This window comes from Pantoea sp. AS142 (assembly GCF_037152305.1).
Lineage (GTDB): Bacteria > Pseudomonadota > Gammaproteobacteria > Enterobacterales > Enterobacteriaceae > Pantoea.
Map to the genome: position 1 here is coordinate 464,030 of NZ_JBBCMO010000002.1, position 26,738 is coordinate 490,767.

The window sequence follows — 26,738 nt, forward strand, 5'->3', positions numbered from 1 at the left end:
AGGGCTTCCCTCGGGAAGCCCTTTTTTTACCCTACCAGCAAATCCCCGCTCCGAATCTCCCGCTCTCCCGCCAGCCGCACAACCAGCATGCCTGCCGTCGCAAACCTTACCCAGTGTCTCGCATAGAGAATACCGCCATACTCCGCCACCAGTGGGGTGATGTGGTCCGTAATTGGATCAATAATCTCAGCCACCACTTCTCCCGGACGAATCTGTGCGCCCATCGGTTTACGATGCAGAATCAGACCTGACACCGGCGAATAAATGTATTCACAGCCCGCTAACGGCGTAGGGGGATTTTTCAGGGCAGGGGAGGAAAGTGCTGATCCCTCACTATGACGCTCTTTGATCACCCCTGTCTCTCCCGGTACCTCAGCAACGTCAGGCACGGTTAAGCCAATCGGCCCGTCATTGATCGCCACGATATCGTCACCGCCACCGTTCGCCGGAACCAGTTCGTCGCCACCGATCACGGGCGCAGCCACTTCCACGGAAATCGCAGGTTCGCTGTAGCCGATATAACCGCCTTCCTGCAACGCTGAAATAATCGCCTCTGCATCTTTCTCCGCCTGTTCAGGCGAAACATCACGCATGCCACGCAACTCCAGCGTTACCGGCAATAATCCACGTGGCATCGGGTAATCTTTGCTAAACCGTTCTGCCAGCGTCCGCCAGGGCTCGCAACAGGCTTCATCAAACGGTTCACCGCCAGAGATCTGCGCCAGCAGCTGCACTTCACTGCCTAACCAGCGCGCCAGTGGCTCAATGTCTGGCCAGGCATGGGGCGTGGTATAGAGATGCGGCACAGCTTCCCAGTCACAGTGCAGGTCAATCATCAAATCCGCCTGACTGGCCATCCGCATCAGCGTATAACGCTGCGCATCCAGTTCGGTTTTTGGCACGGTATCGCGGTAATGACGATCAATCGCCTCACGGATGAGGCTCTTATTCTGTGTTTCACTCTGAGTGAGACTCTCAGCCAGTCCGGCCGCCAGAGTGGTGCCGAGCGACGGAAAATGGCGGTTAAAGTCCTGGCCGGAGAGCGTATGGAAACGGCCCAGATGGCTGCCATGCCAGTGCTGTCCCAGCGCCAGGGGATTGGACACCGGAACCAGTGTAAACGCGGCTTTAAGCTGTCCGGCTGACTCCAGCGCCTGCAGTCGCTGTTTTAAAAACCACGCCACTGCCATACCGGGCAGTTCGTCGCCATGCAGTGCAGCCTGGATATAAACCTGACGCTCGTTGTCCTCAGCGAAATGAAAACTGATAATTTCACGCTGCGTGCCTAAAGAGGCGCTTAACAGTGGATGATGTTGTTGATGCATACCGTGTTAATGTCCTTTAATCGGCAAAGGACGACAGCGCGCCGTCCCGAAATAGTTAGAGTATAGTGCCGGATCGCGGTGAGGATGAAAAAGGGCGACCGCGAGGTTAAGGCTGGATAGAGATATCGGTGGCGAAGTAGCGCTTCTGAATCCGGTCAAAGGTGCCATTCTTTTTGATTTCGGCAAAGGCGTTATCCAGTGCGGTTTTCAGCTCGGTATCGCCTTTACGCAGCCCAATCGCCGTGCCGGGGCCGATGATCGGATCCTGTATAATCGGGCCAGCCAGTTCAAAATCTTTGCCCTGTGGATGCTTCAGGAACCCAATAGCCGCCTGTGCTGCATCGGTGAATACCGCATCCAGTCGGCCTGAAACCAGATCGCTTTCAACCTGTGCCTGATCGCCATAAGGCACCACGGTTACCCCATGTGGCTGCCATTTCGCCAGCGCATAACGCTCCTGTACCGTTCCCTGTTCCACGCCGACTGTTTTTCCTTTCAGGGATGCCACTGTGGGCAAGACGCCAGCGCCTTTACGGGCAATCAGCTGGGTGTGGGTGTCATAGAGCGGAACGGTGAAATCGATCTGCTTCAGGCGCTCTTCGGTAATGCCCATGTCAGACAGAATGGCATCAAACTTACGCGCTTTCAGCGCCGGGATCATGCCGTCAAACTGGCTTTCAACCCAGACGCATTTCGCCTGCATTTGCGTGCAGAGCGCATTGCCCAGATCGATATCAAAGCCGACCAGCTTGCCCTGCGGGGTTTTCGATTCAAACGGTGGATAGGTCGGATCGACCGCAAAACGTACCTGTTCGATTTTCGCCTGAGCGCCAAACGCACAGCCCGCCATAACCGCCACAGCCAGCGTCTGGCGCAGGCGTTGAGTGAAAATGTTCATGATTTTGCTCTTATTCTGTCGTGATGAGTGATTATGCAGAGTATCGCCGGGCTGCCGGGATGGCAATTACTGCGTTATCTCCATCACGTCAGCCTTGCATAGCGCGCGATAATCTTCGGTGTTCAGGACCACTGAGCGTTCCAGTAAACCGGCGTTAAACGCGATCTCGGGATAACGTTCAAACAGCGCGGGGTCCACCACCAGTCGGAGGTCGGGATGAAAGCTGAACGGCGGAATCGCCCCGAATACGCAGCCGGTGAGCCGATCGGTTTCCGCCGGGCTGGCGAGTGAGGCACGGCGTCCGCCGACTGCGGCCGCGACTTTCTCCAGATCGGCCTGCCGATCGGCCGGTAATACCGCCAGCACATGTTGTTTAATGCCGTTGCCTTTGACATGACAGACCAGCGCTTTCGCGCCCTGGCCGATTTCGGTGCCGCGTATCGCCGCGACCGCGTCGCATTTACCGGTCGCCTCATGCGCCATCAGGCGATAACGTGCCGGGTGCTGGTCGAGCAGGGCGATCAATTTCTCATGAGTGGTCACGGTTCTCTCCTGTGGTGAGTTGCCGCATCAGTGTTTGCAGCATATGGGGTTGACGCGGCAAGATGCCGGTTTTCAGACCCAGCGGCTTAAGCGCCCGGTTAAGGGTACTCAGCGTGGTATTCTCCCTGTCCTGCTCAATATCTGACAGTGTCCTTCGGCTAATCCCTGCCAGCGCGGCATAACGTTCCTGAGAGAATCCCAGCACGTTTTTGCGAAGCTGCATCAGGAACTCACCCTGTGACAATTTTTCTTCCACAAACTGCTGAAGAAGGTCGAGCAGCATCGCTTCGCGTTCAAAAGGTGACAGCGTTTTTTTCATAGTTGCCAGCCTTCAATACGCTGATCCAGATAATCGAATCCCATCGCTGGCATAGTCAGAATGGATGCCGGAACGCCTCGCTGTAGCAGGCGCTCTCTGAGTCCGGTTAGCTGGCGGGCCAGCGCGGCCAGTTCGGCCAGTAATCTGTCAGATGGGATCAGATCATCTAAAGCCTCAGCAATCAGCTGCCATTGATAATGTCCCCCCTCTTCAAACGGTGATCCCCATTGCGTCGTTCGTACCACGCCTTCGGGATCGGCTTTCATCGGGGCAAAATCATAGATGGGTGCCAGCCACATACCGGTGTTCTGTTTCAGGATTGCGCTGTTACGGCCATGATTATCAGAATTGCCAAACGCAATATTCAGCATGTCGCGTTTTACCCACTCAATGATAAATTCCTCCTGCACAGCCCTTTCAGGATTAAGTCGTTTGAGCAGAGTGCGGATCACCTCGAAATGATTAAGGTAACTGCCTGGCGGCTTTTGGAGTATCGAATAGAAAGACTCCAGGCCGTACAGCACTTTCTGGCCTTCGATATAAGCCACATCAAAGCGAGGCAACCATAAGGAAGGATAGCGGCTACCTTCGCGCAACGTCATGTGCTCACAAGGAATTGTGTCGAAACCCATTGCCTCCAGTTCATGATAGTAGTGGTATTCGGCGCGAAGTATGTCGCAGTCGATTGCACTGCGTGTTCCGCGCGGATACTTGACCAGATAATGGGCATCCTGATTGTGTAAATCGTCCTGCCAGGTATCTATCCAGACCTCATCCTGCGGCGTACAGCGCAATAAGAGTTTAGGTGCCTCACCGCCAGCCCCGGTCGCTCCGCCGCTGGCTGCACCCATTTGCTGTGCGTACGCCAGAAAATCACTGTCACGTTCGATGACCCATTCAGAGGGGAAGCGACGATCGCGCAGCTGACTCTGAGCGGGCAATGCGGGTACTGACTCTTTAATACGCAGATTTCCCACGGGTGCTATCGTGCCGGATTTCAACAGCCAGTAGTCCTGTTCAGCCGCAGATTTTCCCTGCAACCCCAGTTGCTGAACCCAGTAACGTCGGCTGGCACCGGCAGGTATGATGTCATCAAGGAACGTAAACCACGGACGTGCGGCATAACTGCCAATAAGCATGACCGGATAATTCAGACTGCAGCTGGCGTAATCACTACGATCAAGATAATCAACAGCGTAGTCAAAGTCGTAGGCAAGTAAGGCGGCGCTTTCACGCCCCTGGAGGGGATGCTGAATATTGAGTTGAGCGGCATCATACCAGCAGCCTTTAATAAATAGCTGGAGTGTGAGCATGGCAACACCTGTTGAGCAATATTATGCTCAACAATAGCGTTTAATTTGATTTTTGAGAAGGATTCTGCTCAGAATTCGCATAAAAAAGAAATTCTGAGCAGGTTATTGCACAATTACTTATGGCGGGTGCGCAGGTTATTGATCACGGCGCTGAAGTCGAGATCCTGATCCTGCAACAGCACCATCAGGTGATAGACCAGGTCGGAGGCTTCATTAGTCAGTTCATCCCGATCGTTGACGGTGGCCGCCAGCGCGGTCTCAACGCCTTCTTCGCCCACTTTCTGCGCGATGCGCTTGGTGCCGCTGGCGTAGAGTCGTGCCGTGTAAGAGCTGTCAGGGTCGGCCGTTTTACGCGACGCCAGCAGCTCTTCCAGCTGATAGAGGAAGGTCCACTCAGGTACGGCCGGCGAGAAGCAGCTGGTGGTGCCCAGATGGCAGGTCGGGCCAATCGGGTTAGCCAGCACCAGTAGCGTATCGTTGTCGCAGTCAGGCGTAATGCTGACGACCTGCAAAAAGTTGCCGGAAGTCTCGCCTTTGGTCCACAACCGGTTTTTGGTGCGGGAGAAAAAGGTGACATTGCCTTCTGCCAGGGTTTTTTCCAGCGCCGCCGGGTTCATGTAGCCATGCATCAGCACTTCGCCTGAGACGTTGTGCTGAACAATCACCGGCATCATGCCCTCTGTTTTGTCCCAGTCGAGCCGGGCCTGTTGTTGTTCAGTTAGCACGCGCGAATCTCCACTCCGTTGTCGATCAGAAAGCTCTTCAGCTCACCAATATTAATAATCTGCTTATGGAATACCGAGGCGGCTAAAGCACCATCCACGTTAGCTTCAGTAAATGCTTCCAGGAAGTGCTGCATCGTGCCTGCGCCGCCAGAGGCGATCAGGGGCACCTTGCAGACTTCACGCATTTTTTTCAGCTGCACCAGGTCATAGCCGTTACGCACGCCATCCTGATTCATCATGTTCAGCACGATCTCGCCTGCGCCCAGCTTCTGCACTTCCTGCACCCACTCCAGCGTTTCCCACTGTGTCACGCGGGTGCGCGCTTCGTCGCCGGTATACTGATTCACCTGATATTTACCGCTGGCTTCATCAAACCAGGTATCGATGCCAACCACAATACATTGCACGCCAAACCGGTCGGCAAGGCGGGTGATAAGTGAGGGATCGGCCAGCGCCGGTGAGTTAATCGAAATCTTATCTGCACCAAACTCCAGAATACGCGCCGCATCCTCCGGGGTTTTGATGCCGCCTGCGACGCAAAACGGAATATCGATCACTTCCGCGACGCGCGACACCCAGCTTTTGTCGACGACCCGGCCATCGGATGAGGCGGTGATGTCATAAAACACCAGCTCGTCCGCACCTTCGGCAGCGTAGCGCTGCGCCAGCGGCACGATGTCGCCGATGATCTCGTGATTGCGAAACTGTACGCCTTTGACCACCTGGCCGTCACGTACGTCCAGGCAGGGAATTATCCGTTTTGCCAGCATGAGATCGCCTCCGAAACAGTGAATTTATCCTCCAGCAGCGCACGTCCGACAATCACGCCCTGAACGCCGCTGCCGCGCAGGGCGGCGATATCATTCAGGTCGCCGATGCCACCCGAGGACTGGAAGGCAATCGCCGGAAAGCGCGCGGTCACTTCCTGATAGAGCGCGACGTTGGAACCGCTCAGGGTGCCGTCGCGGGAAATGTCGGTACAGAGCACGTGTTTCAGGCCCACCTGCTGAAAATCGGTAATCACCTCTTCCAGCGTGACGCCCGCCGCTTCCTGCCAGCCACTGATTGCCACTTCTTTGCGGTTACTGGCATCAATGCGTACATCTAACGCGAGCACAATTGCCTCTGCGCCAAACTCCGCAAACCACCGTTTGACCTCTTCAGGCTGTTTCACCGCGGTGGAACCGACCACCACACGACTCGCGCCGGCTTCAAGCAGCGCATGGACATCATCACGGCTGCGAATGCCGCCACCGACCTGTACCGTCACATCAACGCCGTCCAGCAGGGTTTTCAGCAGCGCGATCTGGCGTTTCGCCGGATCTTTCGCGCCGGTTAAATCCACCAGGTGCAGCACGGTCGCGCCCTGGCGAACGTAATCCTGCAGACGCGGCAGCGGATCGCTGCCGTAATCACGCTGCTGGCCATAATCGCCCTGATGCAGACGAACCACTTTGCCGTCAATTAAATCTAACGCGGGGATAATCATTACATCTCCAGGAAGTTTTTCAGCAGCTGCGCGCCCGCTTTGCCCGAGCGTTCCGGGTGGAACTGGACGCCAAAGAAGTTATCTTTCTGCACCGCGGCGGTGAAAGCTTCACCGTAGTGACACTGTGCGATGGTGCTGGCGTTGACCGGCATGGCATAACTGTGGACGAAGTAGAAATAGCAGCCTTCGTCGATGCCACGGAACAGATGATTGCCCGCCTGCGCGGTAATCTGGTTCCAGCCCATGTGCGGCAGCGGCAGGCCGTGCGTGTCCATTAACGACACCGGTTCATCGATAATGCCCAGCGTCGGCACGCCACCGTTTTCATCGCTGCCGCGACCCAGTAACTGCATACCCAGGCAGATTCCCAGCACCGGCTGGGTACAGGCTTTCACCAGATCGATCAGGTCACGCTCTTCCAGCTGGTTCATTGCCGCCTGCGCGGTGCCTACGCCGGGCAGAAACAGTTTGTCGGCGCGCAGCACCACATCGGGATCGCGGCTCACTTCCGGGGTATAGCCCAGACGTTCAATCGCCCATTTTACCGACGACAGGTTGGCGCAACCGGTATCCATGATCACCACGTTCATCACAACACTCCCTTCGAGCTAGGCAGCGTATTGCCCTCAACGCGGATCGCCTGACGTAGCGTTCGACCAAAGGCTTTAAACAGGCTCTCGACGCGGTGATGATCATTCTTGCCTTTGGTTTTGAGATGCAGGGTGCTCATCATGGCGTAGGAGAGCGACCTGAAGAAGTGCTCGACCATCTCAGTGCTGAGGTCGCCCACGCGCTGATAGTTGAACTCTGCTTTGAACTCGATGTGCGGACGGCCGGAGATATCCAGCGCGCAGCGCGCCAGGCATTCGTCCATTGGCAGCACAAAGCCAAAACGGCCAATGCCGCGTTTGTCGCCCAGCGCTTTCAGCAATGCTTCGCCCAGTGCCAGGCCCGTATCTTCCACCGTGTGGTGATCGTCAATATAGAGATCGCCTTTCACTTCAATGTGCATGCGGAAGCCGCCGTGCACTGCAATCTGGTCCAGCATATGGTCGAAGAAACCCACGCCGGTATTAATCTTGCTGCCGCCCTCGCGGTCCAGCCACAGTTCGACCCGAACCTGTGTCTCTTTGGTATTACGCTGCACCAGCGCATGGCGGTCACGCTGAGTCAGACGCTGCTGTATGGTCTGCCAGTTCTCGCCGTCAGCGCCGTAGCGGATCGGCTGAATGCCCATGTTCTCTGCCAGTTGCACATCGGTCAGGCGATCGCCAATCACGTAGCTGTTAGCGGTATCCAGCGCGCCCTCTGCCAGCCAGGCTTCCACCATTCGGGTTTTCGGCTTGCGGCAGTCGCAGTGATCGTCCGGCATGTGCGGGCAGATCAGCACATCGTCAAACGCAATGCCCTGCGAGGTCAGAACCTGCATCATCAGATTGTGAGGACCATCGAAATCCGCCTGCGGGAAACTGGCGGTGCCGAGACCATCCTGGTTGGTGATCATCACCAGGCGATAACCAGCGGCCTGCAGCGCCAGCAGCGCCGGGATAACGTCTGGCTCAAACGCCAGCTTATCCATGCGGTCCACCTGATAATCTTCAGGCGGCTCAGAGATTAACGTCCCGTCGCGGTCAATAAAAAGGGTCTTCTGGCTCATGCTTGCTCCACAGAAAAGGCTTGCAGCGCGGCGATCACTCGTTCGCACTCTTCACGCGTGCCGATGGAGATGCGCAGGCATCCCGACAGGCCCGGATTTTTGTTCTGATCACGCAGGATAATGCCCTGATCCCATAAGGTTTTGAAGACTTTTGGTGAATCAGTAAAGCGGGCCAGCACATAGTTGGTTTCGCTGGGGAACACCTGTTCAACGCAGGCCAGCTGAGCCAGTTCAGCCTGCAGCCAGCTACGGTTCTCATTCAGCTGTGCCACATGTTCGCGCATCAGGGCAATCCCTTGTTCGCTCAGCGCCTGACCGGCGACATCGGCCACCGGTGTCGCCAGCGGGTAGGGCGCAATCACCTTCATCAGCAGGTCGATGACCGGCTTATTCGCCAGCGCAAAGCCGCAGCGCAGGCCCGCCAGCGCAAAGGCTTTAGAGAGGGTGCGCAGGATGACCAGTTGCGGATAATCCTTCAGCCAGCCGGTTAACGTCGCCTGCGGGCAGAACTCAATATAGGCTTCATCTGCGACTACCAGCGCTTTACCGGCGGTCATCGTCAGCAGCTGACGGATGTCATCCTGATTAATCAGATTGCCGGTCGGGTTGTTCGGGCTGCAAAGATAAACGACTTTGACACCATCCAGCTGTTCCGCGATAGCGGGCAGGTTCAGCTGCCAGTCGCTGAGCGCCGGGACGGTGCGGTATTCAATGCCAATGGTTTCGGCGCTGACGCTGTACATGCCATAGGTCGGCGGACAGAACAGAATGGCATCCTGGCCTGGCTCACAGAAGGCACGCATGATCAGTTCGATAGCCTCATCCGCGCCACGGCTCACCAGCACCTGCTCCGGCGTTAAGCCCGCATAAGCCGCGTACCGCTCAATCACCACTTTGGGCTGACACTCCGGATAGCGGTTCAGCGTCTGCTGCGACAGCTCAAACGGCACCGGCAGCGGGAATTCGTTGGCATTGAGCCAGACATCTCCGTTCCCCCCCAGACGACGCGCCGACATATAGGGCGTCAGGGCGCGTACATTGGCGCGCGCCAGTTGCTCAATATCCTGACTCATGCTTGCTCCTTCAGTGCGGCAACGCGCAGGGTGACGGCATTCTTGTGGGCATCCAGCTGCTCGGCGGCGGCAAGGGTTTCAATGGTGGCGGCCAGACTCAGGAAGCCCTGCGGCGTCAGTTCCTGCACCGTCATGCGTTTCTGGAAATCGGCCAGGCCCAGGCTGGAACAGGTCGAGGTATAACCGTAGGTCGGCAACACGTGATTGGTACCCGAGGCGTAATCGCCCGCGGACTCCGGCGACCAGTCGCCTAAAAATACTGAACCGGCGCTGGTGATCGACTCCACCAGATCGCGCGGCTGACGGGTCTGCAGAATCAGGTGCTCCGGGCCGTAGAGATTCGAAATCTCAACACACTGCTCAAGGTCGCGCGCCACGATCAGGCGGCTGCTCTCCAGCGCCTGACGCGCCGTGGCCGCTCGCGGTAATTGCGCCAGCTGCTCTTCGACCGCGACCGCGACGGCCTCGGCCAGCGTCAATGAAGGCGTCAGCAGAATCACCTGTGAGTCGGGACCGTGCTCGGCCTGTGAGAGCAGATCAGACGCGACAAACGCGGGCGTGGCACCTTCATCCGCAATCACCAGCACTTCAGAAGGACCGGCGGGCATATCAATCGCCGCGCCATCGAGTCGCTGACTTACCTGACGTTTTGCTTCGGTCACCCAGGCGTTGCCCGGGCCAAAAATCTTGTCCACGCGCGGCACGGTTTCAGTGCCAAAGGCCAGCGCGGCGATGGCCTGCGCGCCACCCACCTGGAATACCTCTTCTACGCCGCACAGCTGGGCGGCATAGAGGATCTCATCGGCAATCGGCGGCGGCGAACAGAGCACCACGCGGCCACAGCCCGCGATACGGGCAGGTGTCGCCAGCATCAACACGGTAGAAAAAAGCGGGGCGGAACCACCGGGAATATAGAGTCCGACCGATTTCACCGGGCGGGTGATCTGCTGACAGCGCACGCCTGGCTGGGTTTCCACATCCACTGGCGGCAGAATCTGCGCGTTGTGGAAGGTTTCGATATTGCCCACCGCGACAGCCATCGCCTGCTTCAGCTCGTCACTCAGACGTAAGCTGGCTTCTGCGATTTGCTGCGGCGTCACGCGCAGATTGTCCACCTGCGCGTTGTCGAAGCGGGCGCTGAACGCGCGCAGGGCGTCATCACCGTTCAGCTTTACCTGCTCCAGCACATCGCGCACCGTCAGGGTGACGTTTTCAGAGGCGGCAATAGCAGGGCGCAACAGCAGCGCCTGCTGCTGTTCGGGGGTGCACTGCTGCCACTCAATCGGGGTAGAAAAGGCCATGGCTTACTCCATCATCTTCTCAATAGGCAGCACCAGAATCGAACTGGCGCCCAGCGCTTTCAGTTTTTCCATGGTTTCCCAGAACAGGGTTTCGCTGCTGACCATGTGCATCGCCACGCGGCTGACATCGCCTGCCAGCGGCAGCACGGTCGGGCGCTCTGCGCCAGGCAGGAGGCTGATCACTTCTTCCAGACGCTCGCTTGGCGCGTGCAGCATGATGTACTTCGATTCACGCGCTTTAATCACGCCCTGAATACGGGTCATCATCTTGTCGATCAGCTCCTGCTTGGCGGCAGGCATCTCGCCGTCACGCTGAATCAATACCGCTTTTGAACGGTAGATCACTTCAACTTCGCGCAGGCCATTGGCTTCAAGCGTAGCACCGGTAGAGACCAGATCGCAGATGGCGTCAGCCAGACCGGCGCGGGTCGCCACTTCTACGGAACCGTTCAGTAAACAGGTCTTAAAGCTGACGCCTTTTTTGTCGAGGTATTGTTTTAACAGGTGCGGATAGGAGGTGGCGATACGGGATTTATCCAGGCATTCCGGGCCGGTGTACTCGGCATCTGTCGCCATCGCCAGCGACAGACGGCAGCCGCCGAAGTCCAGTCGGCGCAGCGTAAAGTAACGTGGATCTTCACCCTGAGCACGGCGCGACAGTAACTCCTCTTCCAGCACGTTCTCGCCGATAATGCCGAGATCGACTACACCATCCATTACCAGGCCAGGGATATCGTCATCGCGCACACGCAGGATGTCGATCGGCATGTTCTCCGCAAACGCAATCAGGCGCTGTTGCTGAAGGTTGATTTTAACGCCGCAGCGCGCCAGCAGTTCGCGTGAATCATCACTTAAACGGCCAGATTTCTGCATAGCTATGCGTAAACGGGTGTTGTCTAACATGGTTCCTGTCCTCTTAATTCTGTCCTGAATGTGTGGTTGCATCAGCCCATAAAAAAACCCCCGGAAGACGATCTTCCGGGGGTTCTCTTGCGTTCACACCACTGGAAGATCTTGAAAGTCTTCCAGCACCAATCGCCTGAAAGACTAGTCAGGATGATGGTGGTGATGATGGTTGAACTGAACGCGTGTCATAATAATCTCGTCGATGAATGAGTATTCATTTGTGGGGTTTAACCTAGCGAAGATGGCTGCGCTTGGCAACACTTTTTTAAACGGGCGGTTCGGAAAGCGCTGAAACAGGTTGTTCTGGTTTGCAATCCGGGGGCAAACTACGGTGAAGTCAGGGTTGATGTTTCACGTCAGGAGTCAAAATGAAGAAGGTCGCGATTGTGGGACTGGGCTGGCTGGGCATGCCGCTGGCCACGGCATTAACGGCGCGAGGCTGGCAGGTCACCGGCAGCAAAACCACGCCAGACGGTGTTGAAGCCGCACGTCGCTGCGGCATTGAGGCGTTCCAGCTGGAACTGACGCCGGAACTGCTCTGTGAGGCCGCCGATATCGAGCCGCTATTCAACGTTGATGCGCTGATCGTCACGCTGCCCGCCAGCCGCACCGCAGAAGGCGGTGAAGCCTATCTGCAGGCGGTGCAAAATGTGGTCGATACCGCGCTGGTTTACAAGGTGCCGCGCATCATCTTTACCAGCTCAACCTCCGTCTATGGCAGCAGCGCCGGCGCTAAGCGGGAAAACAGCCCGCTGACCGCAGAAACGGTGGCCGGAAAGACGCTGGTTAAACTGGAAAACTGGCTGCACGATCTGCCGGGAACCAGCGTGGATATTGTGCGGCTGGCCGGTCTGGTCGGGCCAAAGCGCCATCCGGGCCGCTTCCTGGCCGGAAAGCAGGATGTGGCTAATGGCTCACAGGGCGTCAACCTGGTGCATCTGGATGATGTGGTCGAGGCGATTACGCTGCTGCTGCAAACGCCGAGAGGGGGGCGGCTCTACAATCTTTGTGCGCCGAAACACCCGACGCGTGACACTTTTTATCCTGCGGTCACGCGCCAGCTTGGGCTGCAGCCGCCGCAGTTCGCGCCAGAGGCCGTACAAGATAGCGGCAAGCTAATTGATGGTTCACGCATCTGTAGCGAACTCGGGTTTGAGTATCGCTATGACGATCCGGTTAACATGCCGCTGGAGTGATATGCGGCTAGTGCGGTAGCGGGGGCAGGGTGGCCCCGCTGAAATGTCCAGGCGTTTTGCCTTTTACATAGTTACAACATACTGAATGGCGCACATTACGTGTCCCGCGGAGTCACCGGTGTTTAGCAGGCCAGACTGTAATGCCTGGCACTCAGCTTCACACCCCCAACCGATCCCTCAACGCGTACCACACCGCGCCCATCGCCGTCAGCGGCACTTTAAAGCGACGGCCACCCGGGAACGGCAGGTGAGGCAGGCGGGCAAAGGCGTCAAACCGCTCGGCATCGCCACGTAATACTTCGCTAATCAGCTTGCCGGAAAGATGGGTACTGGTGACGCCATGACCGCTGTCGCCCTGCATAAAATAGACATTCTTCTCCAGCCGGCCAAACTGCGGCATGCGCGACAGCGTAAGCAGGAAATTGCCGCTCCAGCTGAAGTCCAGCTTCACGTTCTGTAACTGCGGGAAAGTGCGGCGCAGCTTGGGGCGGATCAACGCTTCAATATCGGCCGGTTCGCGTGCGCCATAGACCACACCGCCACCATAAAGCAGCCGGTTGTCGGCGGTCAGACGGAAGTAATCCAGCAGATAGTTGCAGTCTTCCACACAGTAGTTGTTTGGTATCAGTGACAATGCCTGGTCGGGTGACAGCGGCTCGGTTGCCACAATCTGCGATCCGCATGGCATGCTTTTCCTGCTCAGTCGCGGTTCAAGCTGGGGGGCGAGATAGGCGTTACCGGCGAAGACAACAAAGGTCGCGCTGACCTCGCCCTGGGTGGTTTTTACCCGGCTTGGCGTGCCGTAAACCACATCCGTCGCCGCAGACTGCTCGTAGATGCGCCCGCCATGTCGCCGGATTGCCTCCGCCTCACCCAGCGCCAGATTCAGTGGATGCAGATGCCCGCCGCGCCGATCCAGCAGCCCGCCAACGTATCGTTCGGTGGCGACTTCGCGGCGAATAGCGCGTTCGTCAAGCAATTCCAGATCATGATTCCCATATTGCTGCCACAACGCCTTCTGTTTTTGCAGATGCGCCATCTGGCGTGCATTCAGGGCCGCAAAAACGCCGCCAGGCCGGTAATCGCAGTCAATCGCATAACGATCAATGCGATCGCGGATGATTTCAGCGCCCTCAAACATCATGCTGCCCAGCATGCGGGCGCTCTCTTTACCGTAGCGCTGCTCAATCACATCCACGTCGCGGCTGTAGGAGTTCACCACCTGACCGCCGTTACGCCCGCTGGCACCAAAGCCGACCCGCGCCGCTTCCAGCACGACCACGTCGTAGCCCACCTCGGTCAGATGCAGCGCCGCGGAGAGGCCGGTGAAACCGCCGCCAATAATGCAGACATCACACTGAATACTCTCCTGTAACATCGGCCACGGCGCATGCGGATTGGCGGTCGCTGCGTAATAACTCTCCACATAATTCATAACAATCTCCGGAATGCGCCTAAAAGTTGGCTGGCGTATGGGCACTGACAATGCGGCAGGGAATTTCAGCACGGTTGGTAAAGCTGTGCGGTAAGCCGGTATCAATCACGTAGCTCTCTCCGGCGGAGAGATGAAAGGGCTGACCGTTAATGACCAGCATAATTTCGCCTTCCAGCAGGGTACCGGTCTCTTCGCCCGGATGACGTAGCTTCTCGCCGGTGCTGGCGCCAGGTTGATAGGTTTCCAGCAACATGCCCAGCATGCGCTGCGCACGGCCATTGTCGATGAGCTTCAGTGAAACACCCTGGCTGCCAATCTCCAGCAGATCGCTGGCGCGGACAATGACCTTCGGCTCGGCATCCGTTTTGGGTTCCGAGAAGAACTCCGACAACGACAGTCCATAAACCTTCAGCAGCTTCTGCAGGGTACTGACCGCCGGGCTGACCTTATCCTGCTCGATGGTGCTGATAGCGCTGTGGGTCAGTCCGGCCAGTTCAGCCACACGACGTTGCGACAACCCCAGCGTCTGCCGGATCTGGGCCAGCCGTCGTCCCGGTGCCAGCGTGGCATCACTCATCTTCTTTTCCCCTGTGATAACGACGAGCGGCCTGAATAAATCCGCTGAACAGTGCCTGCGATCCTGCCGTGCGTTCCGGCTGCCACTCGGGATGCCATTGCACCGCCAGGGCGAAGGGGTGATGACGCAGACTCACCGCCTCAATCAGGCCATCCGGCGCGCGTGCTTCAACGCGCAGTTGTGGGCCGGGTTCGCGAACACCCTGATGATGGAGTGAATTGACCGTCAGCGGGCTGCTGCTATCCAGCAGCGTCGCCAGCATGCCGTCGGGTTCGAGAGTGACCTGATGTGCCGACGCATACTGTTGCGCCAGTGTCAGCGACTCATCCTCATGATGACGCTGAAATGGTGGTTCGCTGAGTTCCCGCCACAGTGCGCCACCATTCGCCACCACCAGCTCCTGCAGACCACGGCAGATCCCGAACATCGGCATTTTGTGGCTGGTGGCCCACGTAATCAGCTGGAAGGCGAGGCGGTCGCGGCCCGGATCGGCGTGCAGCTCTTCTCCCGCCTCGCCATAATGCCAGGGTTCGATATTGCTGGGACTGCCGGTCAGCAGCAGACCATCCAGCACAGCCATAGCGTTTTCTAATAGATGAGGCACATTCGTCAGACTGTGGGGCAGGGCCAGCGGCACACCACCCGCCTGCACCACCGCATCAATATATTTGTTGTGAACCGTCTGGGTCGGATGTCCGCCCAGTTCCTTCTGGCACATCACTACGCCAATCAACGGCTTGTCAAAAATAATGCCCATCTCACCTCCTCGCAACGCTGTTCGAAATATCTACCGAATGGGCTCGTCTGGCGGTTAAGTGTTCAATATTTTTTCAATCTAGCAATCTGCTGTGGGTTCTTCAAACGGATTTGTTACATTTGCACACTTTTTATGTTGGCGCTATGTTAGTGATGTGGCCGTTATTTTGAACATTACGCAAACCGAATAGGGGCGGGTGAGATCATGACTAACCTGGTAGAAGTAGAAGACTTCACGCTTCACAGTGAAGAGAAACGAACCAGCGCGTTCCAGCTGGCGGTGAAAACCTGGCTGGAGCGCCATCCTGAAACGCAGTATGTCGACATCTTGTTAAATGATTTAAATGGTGTATTCCGCGGCAAGCGCATTCCGGTCTCTGCGCTGCCTAAGCTGGAAAAAGGGTGTTACTTCCCCGCCTCAGTGTTTGCCATGGATATCCTCGGCAACACAGTAGAAGAAGCGGGACTCGGCCAGTCACTGGGCGAACCCGATAATCTTTGCCTGCCCGTCATCGATACTTTAGTTCCCTCCGCCTCTGACCCTCAGCACATTGCGCAGCTGCTGTTAACCATGTGCAACCAAGATGGCACTCCCTTTGACGTTGAACCCCGGAATGTCCTCAACCGGCTGTGGCAACAGCTGCGTAACCGAGGTCTGTTCCCGGTGGTAGCGGTAGAGCTGGAGTTCTATCTGGTGGACAAAAAGCGTGATGCTGAAGGCTTTATCCAGCCGCCCTGTTCGCCTGGCAGTGACGAACGCAATATGCAGAGTCAGGTCTACTCAGTAGACAACCTCGACCACTTCGCCGATGTGCTGCGCGACATTGATGATCTGGCACATCAGCAGGGCATACCGGCCGATGGTGCGCTGGCTGAAGCGTCGCCGGGACAGTTTGAAATCAACCTGCATCATACCCGTGACGTGCTGCGCGCCTGCGACCATGCGGTGCAACTTAAGCGACTGATTCGTCAGGTGACGGAAAATCATGGTATGACCGCGACGTTTATGGCGAAGCCGTATGAGGAGTTCGCGGGCAGCGGGATGCATGTGCATATCAGCATGCTGGATGCCGCCGACCACAACGCATTTGCCTGCGATGATGGCAGCGATTCGCCACTGATGAAACGTGCACTGGCCGGTATGATCGATCTGATGCCCGCCTCGATGGCGCTGCTGGCACCCAATGTGAATGCCTATCGCCGCTTTGTCCCGGACGCCTACGTGCCGTTACAGGCATCGTGGGGCCATAACAATCGGACCGTTGCGCTGCGCGTGCCGTGTGGGGATATCGATAATCATCGAATTGAGTATCGGGTTGCGGGTGCGGATGCCAATCCCTATCTGGTGGTGTCGGCTATCCTGGCCGGGATGCTGCATGGGCTGGATACCCCGTTGCCATTACCGCATCCTGTTACCGGCAACGGTCACCATGCAGAGGGGCTTGCACTGCCGATCCGTCAGAGCGATGCCCTGTATGAATTTGACAGCAGCTATCCGCTGCAGAAGTTACTGGGCGAACGTTTTGCCAGCGTGTGGCACAGCTGTAAGCATCATGAACTGTTGCAGTTTGAACGGCTGATCACCGCCACGGAAATAGACTGGATGCTGAAAAACGCCTGACAAACTTTTTCATCGCTCATCTGCCGCGCTTTTTTTTGCATAAGATGCCCCGATGTCTTGTATTACTGCCACGGGTTAGGGCAGAATACGCGGCCTGCAAAATCAGACGATAACCGACGCTTCACGCGCCGGTTATTTTTTTGCATCCAGTTTTATGAGAGCGCTTTTGCTGAATTAACCGAGGCCGGGCACGCACCCGGATAGATAAACACTGAAAACACGCGTAAGCGTGAGATTGAGGATGACAAAGATGGGGATGTTTTTCACTCTGCCAGCCAACGCTGGTACGCGTTTTCGTGATGACTACGGCGCCGCGTCAACCGCCAACCGTACTCCCTGTCGCTTAATGCGCAGTTGCCCTGTGACCCAGCTCAGCCAGGTTGTCGCACAGGGGGGACTGAAGCATGTCGCTTAATACCTCCGCCGCACCGCAGCGTGCGCAACTCAAAAAAACGCTTACGTTACTCCCGGTCGTCATGATGGGCTTAGCCTACATGCAGCCTATGACCCTGTTCGATACTTTCGGCATTGTTTCCGGGCTGACCGATGGTCACGTCGCCACTGCTTATGCTTTCGCGCTGATTGCGATTCTGTTCACTGCCGTGAGTTACGGTAAGCTGGTACGCCGCTTCCCCTCTGCGGGCTCCGCTTATACCTACGCTCAGAAGGCGATCAGTCCGCATGTCGGCTTTATGGTCGGCTGGTCATCCCTGCTGGACTACCTGTTCATGCCGATGATCAACATCCTGCTGGCAAAAAACTATTTTGAATCGCTGGTGCCAGGAATCCCGTCATGGATTTTTGTGGTGTTGCTGGTCGGGTTTATGACGCTCTCTAATATCAGGGGCATCAAAACCGTCGCCAATTTCAACAGTGTGATTGTGGTGCTGCAGGTGATTGTCATGGTCGGGATCACCGCGATGGTGATCTACGGTGTGGCAAGCGGTGTGGGTTCTGGCACGCTGGTAAGCAGCCGTCCGTTCTGGTCTGAGAATGCGCATGTGGTGCCGATGATTACCGGTGCGACGATACTCTGCTTCTCGTTCCTCGGCTTTGATGGCATCAGTTCGCTGTCGGAAGAGACTAAAGATGCAGAACGCACGATTCCGCGCGCTATTTTCCTGACGGCGCTGATTGGGGGTGTGATCTTTATCGCGGCCTCTTACTTCCTGCAACTTTACTTCCCGGACATTACCCGCTTCCAGGACCCGGACTCCTCACAGCCTGAGATCATGCTGTTTGTCGCCGGTAAAGCGCTGCAGGTCGGCATCCTGATCTTCTCGGTGGTCACGGTGCTGGCATCCGGTATGGCGGCGCACGCGGGCGTATCGCGTCTGATGTATGTGATGGGCCGTGATGGTGTATTCCCGGAGCGTTTCTTCGGTTACATCCATCCCAAATGGCGTACCCCGTCGCTCAACGTGCTGCTGGTGGGTGCGATTGCGCTGATGGCGATTAACTTTGACCTGGTCACAGCAACCGCGCTGATTAACTTCGGTGCGCTGGTGGCGTTTACCTTCGTGAACCTGTCGGTGATTGCACAGTTCTGGATCCGTGAGAAGCGTAACCGCACGCTGAAAGATCACGTTCAGTATCTGCTGCTGCCGCTGCTCGGCGCGATGACGGTTGGGGCACTGTGGGTGAATCTGGAAGAGAGTTCTATGGTGCTGGGCCTGATCTGGGCCGCCATCGGGATTATCTACCTGGCATTCGTGACCCGCAGCTTCCGTAATCCGGTGCCGCAGTTCAGCGAAGAAGTGTAATCACGCTAACGTTGCCGCCTTCCGGGCTTGATCGGGAAAGCGGCGACAGCTTAACCGGCCAGCACCAGTTCCCAGTTGCCGGCACTTAATCGATCCCGCCCCGCATCACTCAATTTGTTGTCCGTCACCACCTGATCAAACCTCTCCAGCGGTAACGCCAGAAACGTCGCTATCCTGTTGTATTTCGAACTGTCACTCAGTAAAACCCGTTTGCTGCTCACTTCGCTCACCGCCTGCTTCACCATCACTTTATCTTCATCCGGTGTAAACAAGCCCCGTGGCCCCCAGCAGGAGGCGGAAATAAAGGCGATATCAATGGCCAGATTGCGCAGGCTGCGTGCCGCCGACTCTCCGACGCAGGAGCGGTTCTCCCGGCATACGGTGCCGCCCGTGTGAATCACCCGGCACTGACTGGCTTCCATCAACAGGTTCGCCACCATAAAATCATTGGTCACCACCAGTAAATCATCACGATCCACCACTTCCCGCGCCAGGGCTAGCATCGTGGTCCCGGCATCCAGATAGATGCAGCTATTACGGGGAATGTGCCGGGCGGCGGTGCGACCTATTGCGCGCTTTTCATCGTTGTAGAGGGCGCTTTTCGTCATATGTGACGGTTCAGCCGCCAGCCGATCGGCAGAGCGCACGCCACCGGAAACCGACAACACGGCACCTTGTTCCTCCAGTTTCTGCACATCGCGGCGTATGGTCATGTGTGACACACCCAGCCGTTCCGTCAGTTCTGCAATGCTCACCACGCCACGATCGGCGACCAGCGCCAGAATCTGTTGATGACGTTCAATCGGAATCATATCTGCTCCCTGATGATTACCATTTTTTCACATTATAAAGTATCTGCCGGTTAACGAGAACAAAAAACAGCAGCGTAAAACCCAGCAATGGCCTTGGAATCTGCACCACGTCGCACTTGCAGCTGTAAATCCGGCAATGTTAAAAATTGTTCATGTTCACATTGATAATGTTTTTTTGTGAGGGGTAACACATTTTTATGGGAACGAAGCTGGCAGGATTAACAGTAACAAACAAATAATCACTTAATTTAACAGTGGAGGCGTAACATGCCAGCTGAAAACATCTGCGTTATCGGGTTAGGTTCCATGGGCATGGGTGCCGCGAAATCCTGTCTGCGCGCCGGTCTTAATACCTGGGGTGTCGATTTGAATCCCGTTGCGCTGGCGAATTTACGCGAGGCCGGAGCGCGTGATGCGCAGTCATCCGCCTCGGCCTTTGCCGACCAGCTTGATGCCGTTTTACTGCTGGTGGTGAACGCACAGCAGGTTAATGCCATTCTGTTTGGTAAAGAGGGCCTGGCTGCAAAACTGCGTCCGGGCACTGGGGTTATGGTCTCATCCACACTTTCAGCGCAGGATGCACAGCAGATTGAACAGCAGCTGGCTGAACATCAATTGCTGATGCTGGATGCCCCGGTCTCCGGCGGTGCCGCCAAAGCGGCCAGCGGTGAAATGACGGTGATGGCATCCGGCAGTGAAGCGGCCTTTACGCAATTGCAGCCGGTGCTGGATGCGGTCGCAGCCAAAGTCTATCGCGTGGGCAATGAGATCGGACTCGGGTCAACGGTGAAAATTATTCATCAGTTGCTGGCGGGTGTTCACATTGCGGTCGGCGCTGAAGCGATGGCACTGGCGGCGCGGGCCGGCATTCCGCTGGAAACCCTGTATGAAGTGGTCACCAATGCTGCGGGTAATTCGTGGATGTTCGAAAACCGTATGAAGCATGTGGTAGACGGTGATTACAGCCCGAAATCGGCCATCGATATCTTTGTGAAAGATCTCAACCTGGTGGCCGATACCGCGAAATCACTGCACTTTCCGCTGCCGCTGGCCTCAACCGCCCTCAATATGTTCACCGAAGCCAGCAACGCCGGTTTTGGGCGTGAAGATGACAGTGCAGTCATTAAAATCTTCAGCGGCATTACGCTGCCGCAGGCAGGGGAGAAAATCTGATGCGTCTTGGCGTGATAGCGGACGATTTTACCGGTGCAACGGACATCGCCAGTTTTCTGGTGCAGAACGGGCTGACCACCATTCAGTTCAACGGCATCCCTGCCAGCGATGACGTTACTGAGGCGCAGGCGATTGTGGTCAGCCTGAAGAGCCGTTCCTGCCCGGCAGAGCAGGCCGTTACCCAGTCGCTGGCCGCGCTGGCATGGCTGCAGAAACAGGGCTGCGAACGTTTCTACTTCAAATATTGCTCCACCTTCGACAGTACCGCGCAGGGCAATATCGGTCCGGTGACCGATGCGCTGCTGAATGCACTGGGTGAGACGCAGACGGTCATCTGTCCGGCGCTGCCGGTGAACGGGCGCACCGTCTATCAGGGCTATCTGTTTGTTGGCGATCAGCTGCTGTCCGATTCCGGCATGCGGCACCATCCGGTCACACCGATGCAGGACAGTAACCTGCTGCGTCTGCTGAGGTCGCAGGCGAGTGGCAAAGCCGGGCTGATCGCGGCGGCACAGGTTGATCAGGGCGCAGAGTCAGTGCGTCAGGCGCTGGGCCAGCTGGCGGAGCAGGGGATTAACTACGTCGTCACTGACGCCCTGCATCAGGCGCATCTGTTGACGCTGGGTGAAGCACTGCGCGATCTGCGGCTGGTGACCGGCGGTTCCGGGCTGGCCATTGGTCTGGCACGGCAGTGGGCAACGGCTGAAACTGATGCAGAGGCAGAGCAGGCAGGCCGTCCGCAGGGCGATCGCGCCGTGGTGCTGTCCGGCTCCTGCTCGCAGATGACCAACCGTCAGGTCGCTGCGTACCGCCAACGAGCACCGGCCTGCGAAGTTGAGATTGAGCATTGTCTGGAAGATACAGAGGGTTATGCCCGGCAGTTGTGCGACTGGGTGGAAGCAAATCACCATCAGGCGCTGGCACCCCTGCTTTTTGCCACCGCTGACGCGCAGCAATTGCAGGTGATTCAGCAGCGCTATGGCGCGCAGCGCAGTAGCGCAGCCGTTGAGCAACTGTTTGCCGCCGTCACCCGCGAACTGAAACAGCGCGGCTGGCAGCGCTTTATCGTGGCGGGCGGGGAAACGTCCGGCGTGGTCGCGCAGAGTCTGGGCGTCACCGCCTTTCACATCGGGCCGACTATTTCGCCCGGTGTGCCGTGGGTTCGCGACATTCATCAGCCGCTTTCTCTGGCACTGAAATCGGGCAATTTTGGCGACGAAGACTTCTTCCGCCGCGCGCAAACGGAGTTTACTTATGTCTGAATCTTTCTCTTTAGCGGAGCAGCAGGCGCGTGAGGAGATGGTGCGTCTCGGTGCCTCGTTCTTTCAGCGCGGCTATGCTACCGGCTCGGCGGGCAACCTCTCGATGTTGATGGCGGATGGCAATCTGCTGGCGACACCCACCGGCTCCTGCCTCGGTGAATTACAGGCAGACCGGCTGTCGAAAGTCACGCCTGAGGGGGAATGGCTCTCCGGCGACAAACCCTCCAAAGAGATTGCGTTTCACCGTGCGCTCTACCTCAACAATCCCGACTGCAGGGCGGTGGTGCATCTGCATAGCCACTACCTCACGGCGCTCTCCTGTTTACAGGGGCTGGACGTCACAAACTGCATTCGTCCGTTTACCCCCTATGTGGTGATGCGCGTCGGTGATGTGCCGGTCGTGCCTTACTACAAGCCGGGTGATGGGCAACTGGCCGAGGATCTGGCGGCGCTGGCGCCGCGCTATCGCGCCTTCCTGCTGGCGAATCATGGTCCGGTGGTGGTGGGAACATCATTACAGGAAGCGGCGGACAACACCGAAGAGCTGGAAGAGACGGCCCGGCTGATCTTTACTCTGGGTGACCGCCCGATCCGTTATCTCAGTGATGCCGAAGTGGCAGAATTAAGGAGCCGATAATGCCGAAATTTGCTGCTAACCTCTCGACGCAGTTTACGGAACACCCTTTTGCTGAACGCTTTGCTGCAGCGGCGGAAGCCGGTTTCACGGCGGTAGAATTTCTGTTTCCTTATGACTATCCCGCCACGCAGATAAAACAGTGGCTCGACGATAACCGACTGCAACTGGTGCTGTTCAATACCGCACCGGGCAACGTCGCAGCGGGTGAGTGGGGCATTTCGGCCATCCCAGGGCGCGAAGCGGAAGCCAGAGCGGATATCGATCGCGCCCTGAGCTATGCACTGGCGCTGAACTGCCCACAGGTACACGTCATGGCGGCGACGGTGCCGCCCGAGGCAGATCGTCAGCGCTACGTTGAAACCTTTATCAGCAACCTGCGTTATGCGGCAGAGCGCTTTGCGCCGCACGGCATCAACCTGCTGCTGGAAGCCCTTAACCCGACCACCAAACCCAACTATCTCTACGCCAGCCAGTATCAGACGCTGGAGATGGTTGAACAGATTGACCGGCCCAATGTATTCACTCAGCTTGACCTGTTCCATGCGCAGCGGGTAGACGGCAACCTTAGCCATCTGATTTGCCAGTATGCCGGACGCTATCGCCACGTACAGATTGCGTCAGCACCGGATCGCCATGAGCCGGATGAGGGGGAAATTAACTATCCCTTTATCTTCTCACTGCTGGATGAGGTCGGCTATTCCGGTTGGGTCGGCTGCGAATATATCCCGCGCGGCAGTACCACCGCTGGCCTTGGCTGGTTTGCGCCCTGGGCGAAAAAAAACTGATTTAGCGAACTGAAAAAACCGGTGTTTCGGCATCGGTGAGGATTGGTTCGTTCTTTTTCTGTCCCTGCATCCGATTTCCCTGTACGCCGATAACCCAAAAAATATAACAATTTCTGAGGTTTACTATGTCCACCGCACTGCTGTTAGCCATAGCGACCGCCAGCATCGTGATCCTGCTGCTGCTGGTCATCAAAGCCAAAGTTCATCCGTTTGTTGCCTTGTTGATCGTCAGCTTGCTGGTGGCCATCGCTACCGGCATTCCGGCTGAAAAAATCATGGAGACAATTATCACGGGGATGGGCGGGTTGCTCGGTCACATCACCATCATCATTGTTCTTGGTGCGATGCTCGGTGCGATCATTGAAGCCTCGGGCGGGGCCGAGTCACTGGCGCAACGCTTCAGTAAAACGCTGGGACTGAAGCGAACCGTCGCGGCATTAACCATGGCGGCCTTTATCCTTGGCATTCCGGTGTTTTTCGAAGTGGGCTTTATCATCGTCATCCCGCTGATTTATGGCTTCACCAAAGTGGCGCGCGTTTCACCACTGAAGTTTGGCCTGCCGATGGCGGGTGTGATGCTGACGGTGCACGTGGCGCTGCCGACCCATCCAGGTGCCGCGGCGGCCGCCGGGATCCTGCACACCGATATGGGATGGCTGATGATGCTGGGTATCGCAATTTCAGTGCCGGTCGGGATCATGGGCTACTACGTGGCAAAAGTCATGAACCGTCGCCACTACCACCTGTCAGTGGAGGTGCTGGAACAGCTGCAGATGGCAAAGCCGGAGGGGCAGGAAAAGAAGCATGAACCGGCACCGCCCGGTGCGCTGACCATCAGCGGTCTGATAGTGGTCCCGATTGTGTTGATCGTGCTGGGAACCCTGTCCCACACACTGCTGCCTGAAGGACGTCTGCTACGAAGTGTGATGACCGTGATTGGCACACCGCCGATTGCCCTGCTGATCGCTTTAGGGCTGGCGGCCTGGCTGCTGGGCGTGCGGCGTGGCTGGAGCAAAGACAAGCTGGAGGATCTGACCGGCCGGGCCATTCCCACCTCAGCCAGTGTGATTCTGGTCGCGGGTGCGGGTGGGGCATTCGGCAAAGTTCTGGTGGAGTCGGGCGTGGGTAAAGCACTGGCGGTCACGCTCGAAACGCTGCATCTGCCGCTGGTACCTGCTGCCTTTATCCTGTCGCTGGCACTGCGCGCGTCTCAAGGCTCTGCCACGGTGGCGATCCTGACCACCAGCGGTTTACTGACCCAGGCGGTGACCGGCGTGACGGATATGCAACGGGTTCTGGTCACCCTGGCGGCCTGTTTCGGCGGGTTGGGACTGTCGCATGTTAATGATGCGGGCTTCTGGGTAGTGACGCGTTATCTTGGCCTCTCCGTAGCCGACGGTTTACGCACCTGGACTGTGCTGACGACGATAATGGGGTTGAGTGGTTTTGCACTGACCTGGCTGGCGTGGACAGTGCTGTGATGCCGACCACAAGGAGATCAGACACGCTGACCCGGCAGGTGATGTCGGGTCAGCGTGTCTGACGATACGGTGACTCAGGAAACCAGTTCCTGCGCATAGAGATAAAGCGCTTTGAGCTGCCCAAGCTTATCTGCGTCAGATTCATGCAGATTGGCCAGTCCCTCCAGCTCCTGCATAAACGCCTGAACCCGATCGCCATTCAGCACGTTGCGACGATGCAGCAACCAACGTTGCTGCTCGGCATCATCCAGCGTGCCAGGGAAATTACGCGCCCGATAGCGGAACAGCAGTTTCGCCACGCGCGCACTTTCAAAGCTCAGGTCCAGCGCAGGCAGGTTCGCGGGTGCGGTCTGCCGGATGATATTCATTCCGGCACGGTCGGCATCACTGAAGAACCCATCATAGAGTTGCGTGTCCACATCCTCTGACGGCGTAAAGGGTTCCGCTTCGGCAAACAGCGTGACCAGTTTTTCCCGCACGTCGGGCTGCTGACGCAGCAGTGCCAGATTCGCCAGACAGTGCTGACGATCAATACCCAGGCGGGCCGCATCTTCCGGGCGCAGCGTACTGGCAGGAGCCAGCACCGGACATTTATTAATATGAACCAGCTTGACCGGCACTGCGGGCAGATCGCCGAGATCGTTTTTTGGCGTGTAAAGACGCTCACGCAGCGTGTCAGCATCCAGTTGCTGCAACGGCGACATATCGCCCGCCAGATCCACCACGATTAGCGCATTCCGGTTATCGGGATGCCAGGCCAACGGTACGATCCAGCTGGTATTACCGCGCGCGGCCCCGAACATGCCGGAGACATGCACCAGCGGCTTCATCTGCGGGATGTCGATCAGGTTCATCAGCTTGTTTTTGTTACGATGGGTAAACAAAAACTCAAACAGTTTCGGTTGCTTCTCTTTCACCAGCTTCGCCATCGCCAATGTGGCGTAAACATCGGACATCGCATCGTGCGCATTTTCATGCGCCACACCGTTAGCCTGAGTCAGATGCTCCAGCCGGAAGCTGGGAAAGCCTTCGTCATTTTCTGGCCAGTTAATCCCTTCGGGCCGCAACGCATAGCAGGCACGCATCACGTCGAGCAGATCCCAGCGTGAGTTGCCGTTTTGCCAGGCCCAGCCATAGGGATCGTAAAAGTTGCGGTAGAAGATATTGCGCGTCACTTCATCATCAAAACGCACGTTGTTGTAGCCCACTACACAGGTTTGCTCCGTGGTGAACAGCGCATGAATGCGTGCAGCGAACTCTGCTTCGGTTACGCCGCGACTCATCGCTATCTGCGGGGTGATGCCGGTAATCATCACGGCTTCGGGCTGCGGCAGATAGTCATCAGGCGGACGGCAATAGAACACGTCGGGTTCGCTGACCGGATTAAACTCACTGTCGGTTCGCAGACCGGCAAACTGGGCTGGCCGGTCACGAGAGGGGCTGGTACCGAAGGTTTCATAATCGTGGAAGAGGAAAGTGGGCTCTACGCGGTCGTTATTCAAATTTTATATCCGTTTATTGCGTTCACTGACTTAATGAACAGAAAGCGATGAACCGGCTCTCTGTTCGCTCTGTATCGGATTGCACGCAGCAGGGTGAGTTATGATCGTTGTGTCTGATGCGCGCTGACTGTAGGTTCAGCCATGCCGAGCCAGTATAGCGGCCCGGGCAGCAACTGATGCTACCCCTGT

The 26,738-nt window shown here is 57.1% G+C and carries 27 protein-coding genes and 1 other annotated feature; of the genes, 8 read left to right on the forward strand and 19 right to left on the reverse strand.

The genetic code is table 11. The features are described 5' to 3' along the window. Positions 1–26: 26 nt before the first annotated feature. The 14 genes from WFO64_RS07085 to hisL form a co-directional block, all read right to left on the reverse strand. The gene (locus WFO64_RS07085; RefSeq protein ID WP_337010211.1) at positions 27–1,325 is read right to left on the reverse strand and encodes a succinylglutamate desuccinylase/aspartoacylase family protein; all 1,299 of its coding nucleotides are present in this window, start codon (positions 1,323–1,325) and stop codon (positions 27–29) included. Between the two features lie 106 nt (positions 1,326–1,431). Then, positions 1,432–2,223 (reverse strand): ABC transporter substrate-binding protein, encoded by a 792-nt coding sequence (locus WFO64_RS07090; protein ID WP_337010213.1) that lies wholly within the window; start codon positions 2,221–2,223, stop codon positions 1,432–1,434. Between the two features lie 66 nt (positions 2,224–2,289). Further along, entirely contained in the window at positions 2,290–2,766 is a 477-nt protein-coding gene (locus WFO64_RS07095; protein WP_337010215.1) for a YbaK/prolyl-tRNA synthetase associated domain-containing protein, read from the reverse strand. Next, positions 2,753–3,085, reverse strand: a complete 333-nt coding sequence (locus WFO64_RS07100) for a helix-turn-helix domain-containing protein (RefSeq protein ID WP_337010217.1) — start codon at positions 3,083–3,085, stop codon at positions 2,753–2,755. Before WFO64_RS07100 ends, WFO64_RS07095 begins: the two co-directional genes overlap by 14 nt. Then, positions 3,082–4,398, reverse strand: a complete 1,317-nt coding sequence (locus tag WFO64_RS07105; RefSeq protein WP_337010219.1) for a type II toxin-antitoxin system HipA family toxin — start codon at positions 4,396–4,398, stop codon at positions 3,082–3,084. The genes WFO64_RS07100 and WFO64_RS07105 overlap by 4 nt, the downstream gene beginning before the upstream one ends. A gap of 113 nt (positions 4,399–4,511) precedes the next feature. Continuing rightward, positions 4,512–5,123 (reverse strand): bifunctional phosphoribosyl-AMP cyclohydrolase/phosphoribosyl-ATP diphosphatase HisIE, encoded by a 612-nt coding sequence (gene hisIE / locus WFO64_RS07110; protein WP_337010221.1) that lies wholly within the window; start codon positions 5,121–5,123, stop codon positions 4,512–4,514. Beyond that, positions 5,117–5,893: an imidazole glycerol phosphate synthase subunit HisF gene (gene hisF, locus WFO64_RS07115; RefSeq protein WP_337010224.1), complete on the reverse strand. Its 777-nt coding sequence runs from the start codon at positions 5,891–5,893 to the stop codon at positions 5,117–5,119. The genes hisIE and hisF overlap by 7 nt, the downstream gene beginning before the upstream one ends. Beyond that, the gene (gene hisA / locus WFO64_RS07120) at positions 5,875–6,612 is read right to left on the reverse strand and encodes a 1-(5-phosphoribosyl)-5-[(5-phosphoribosylamino)methylideneamino]imidazole-4-carboxamide isomerase (protein ID WP_337010226.1); all 738 of its coding nucleotides are present in this window, start codon (positions 6,610–6,612) and stop codon (positions 5,875–5,877) included. The genes hisF and hisA overlap by 19 nt, the downstream gene beginning before the upstream one ends. Then, positions 6,612–7,202, reverse strand: coding sequence for an imidazole glycerol phosphate synthase subunit HisH (gene hisH / locus WFO64_RS07125; RefSeq protein WP_008926061.1), 591 nt, complete (start codon positions 7,200–7,202; stop codon positions 6,612–6,614). Before hisH ends, hisA begins: the two co-directional genes overlap by 1 nt. Continuing rightward, entirely contained in the window at positions 7,202–8,269 is a 1,068-nt protein-coding gene (hisB, locus tag WFO64_RS07130; protein ID WP_337010228.1) for a bifunctional histidinol-phosphatase/imidazoleglycerol-phosphate dehydratase HisB, read from the reverse strand. The genes hisH and hisB overlap by 1 nt, the downstream gene beginning before the upstream one ends. Next, positions 8,266–9,342 carry a histidinol-phosphate transaminase gene (gene hisC, locus WFO64_RS07135; protein WP_337010230.1) on the reverse strand — a complete coding sequence of 359 codons (1,077 nt, stop codon included), beginning with the start codon at positions 9,340–9,342 and terminating at the stop codon, positions 8,266–8,268. Before hisC ends, hisB begins: the two co-directional genes overlap by 4 nt. Further along, a complete protein-coding gene (gene hisD / locus WFO64_RS07140) occupies positions 9,339–10,643 on the reverse strand; it encodes a histidinol dehydrogenase (protein WP_337010232.1) in 1,305 nt (434 codons plus the stop codon). Before hisD ends, hisC begins: the two co-directional genes overlap by 4 nt. Positions 10,644–10,646: 3 nt before the next feature. Next, positions 10,647–11,546, reverse strand: coding sequence for an ATP phosphoribosyltransferase (gene hisG, locus WFO64_RS07145; RefSeq protein WP_004571317.1), 900 nt, complete (start codon positions 11,544–11,546; stop codon positions 10,647–10,649). A 48-nt stretch (positions 11,547–11,594) separates the two neighbouring features. Next, positions 11,595–11,715, reverse strand: a sequence feature (His leader region). Next, a complete protein-coding gene (gene hisL, locus WFO64_RS07150) occupies positions 11,691–11,738 on the reverse strand; it encodes a his operon leader peptide (RefSeq protein WP_100396937.1) in 48 nt (15 codons plus the stop codon). Its footprint overlaps the feature before it by 25 nt. Positions 11,739–11,917: 179 nt before the next feature. Between hisL and WFO64_RS07155 the strand changes: the two genes are divergently transcribed. Next, on the forward strand, positions 11,918–12,745 hold the full coding sequence (locus WFO64_RS07155) for an SDR family oxidoreductase (RefSeq protein ID WP_337010234.1): 828 nt from the start codon (positions 11,918–11,920) through the stop codon (positions 12,743–12,745). 157 nt (positions 12,746–12,902) lie between these two features. Here WFO64_RS07155 and WFO64_RS07160 read toward each other — a convergent pair whose 3' ends face one another. From WFO64_RS07160 to puuD, 3 genes are read right to left on the reverse strand one after another with little or no spacing between them, the layout of a single operon-like run. Next, positions 12,903–14,180: an NAD(P)/FAD-dependent oxidoreductase gene (locus tag WFO64_RS07160; protein ID WP_337010236.1), complete on the reverse strand. Its 1,278-nt coding sequence runs from the start codon at positions 14,178–14,180 to the stop codon at positions 12,903–12,905. Positions 14,181–14,199: 19 nt separating this feature from the next. Then, complete coding sequence (puuR, locus tag WFO64_RS07165) at positions 14,200–14,757, reverse strand: HTH-type transcriptional regulator PuuR (RefSeq protein WP_337010238.1); 558 nt, start codon at positions 14,755–14,757, stop codon at positions 14,200–14,202. Next, positions 14,750–15,514, reverse strand: coding sequence for a gamma-glutamyl-gamma-aminobutyrate hydrolase (gene puuD / locus WFO64_RS07170; protein WP_337010240.1), 765 nt, complete (start codon positions 15,512–15,514; stop codon positions 14,750–14,752). The genes puuR and puuD overlap by 8 nt, the downstream gene beginning before the upstream one ends. A gap of 204 nt (positions 15,515–15,718) precedes the next feature. Here puuD and WFO64_RS07175 point away from each other — a divergent pair, with 204 nt between their 5' ends. After that, complete coding sequence (locus WFO64_RS07175) at positions 15,719–17,134, forward strand: glutamine synthetase family protein (RefSeq protein WP_442956134.1); 1,416 nt, start codon at positions 15,719–15,721, stop codon at positions 17,132–17,134. Between the two features lie 404 nt (positions 17,135–17,538). Further along, positions 17,539–18,897, forward strand: coding sequence for an APC family permease (locus WFO64_RS07180; protein WP_337010242.1), 1,359 nt, complete (start codon positions 17,539–17,541; stop codon positions 18,895–18,897). A gap of 50 nt (positions 18,898–18,947) precedes the next feature. Here WFO64_RS07180 and ygbI read toward each other — a convergent pair whose 3' ends face one another. Beyond that, positions 18,948–19,709 (reverse strand): DNA-binding transcriptional repressor YgbI, encoded by a 762-nt coding sequence (gene ygbI / locus WFO64_RS07185; protein ID WP_337010244.1) that lies wholly within the window; start codon positions 19,707–19,709, stop codon positions 18,948–18,950. Between the two features lie 267 nt (positions 19,710–19,976). Here ygbI and ltnD point away from each other — a divergent pair, with 267 nt between their 5' ends. The 5 genes from ltnD (at position 19,977) to WFO64_RS07210 (ending at position 25,047) form a co-directional block, all read left to right on the forward strand. Then, entirely contained in the window at positions 19,977–20,882 is a 906-nt protein-coding gene (gene ltnD, locus WFO64_RS07190) for an L-threonate dehydrogenase (protein WP_337010247.1), read from the forward strand. Then, positions 20,882–22,144, forward strand: a complete 1,263-nt coding sequence (gene otnK / locus WFO64_RS07195; protein WP_337010249.1) for a 3-oxo-tetronate kinase — start codon at positions 20,882–20,884, stop codon at positions 22,142–22,144. Before ltnD ends, otnK begins: the two co-directional genes overlap by 1 nt. After that, positions 22,137–22,781, forward strand: a complete 645-nt coding sequence (gene otnC, locus WFO64_RS07200) for a 3-oxo-tetronate 4-phosphate decarboxylase (RefSeq protein ID WP_337010251.1) — start codon at positions 22,137–22,139, stop codon at positions 22,779–22,781. Before otnK ends, otnC begins: the two co-directional genes overlap by 8 nt. Next, positions 22,781–23,566, forward strand: coding sequence for an HPr family phosphocarrier protein (locus WFO64_RS07205; RefSeq protein ID WP_337010253.1), 786 nt, complete (start codon positions 22,781–22,783; stop codon positions 23,564–23,566). The genes otnC and WFO64_RS07205 overlap by 1 nt, the downstream gene beginning before the upstream one ends. Positions 23,567–23,691: 125 nt before the next feature. After that, positions 23,692–25,047: a GntP family transporter gene (locus WFO64_RS07210; RefSeq protein WP_337010255.1), complete on the forward strand. Its 1,356-nt coding sequence runs from the start codon at positions 23,692–23,694 to the stop codon at positions 25,045–25,047. Between the two features lie 74 nt (positions 25,048–25,121). Here WFO64_RS07210 and sbcB read toward each other — a convergent pair whose 3' ends face one another. Beyond that, positions 25,122–26,549: an exodeoxyribonuclease I gene (gene sbcB, locus WFO64_RS07215; RefSeq protein ID WP_337010257.1), complete on the reverse strand. Its 1,428-nt coding sequence runs from the start codon at positions 26,547–26,549 to the stop codon at positions 25,122–25,124. Positions 26,550–26,738: the final 189 nt, after the last annotated feature.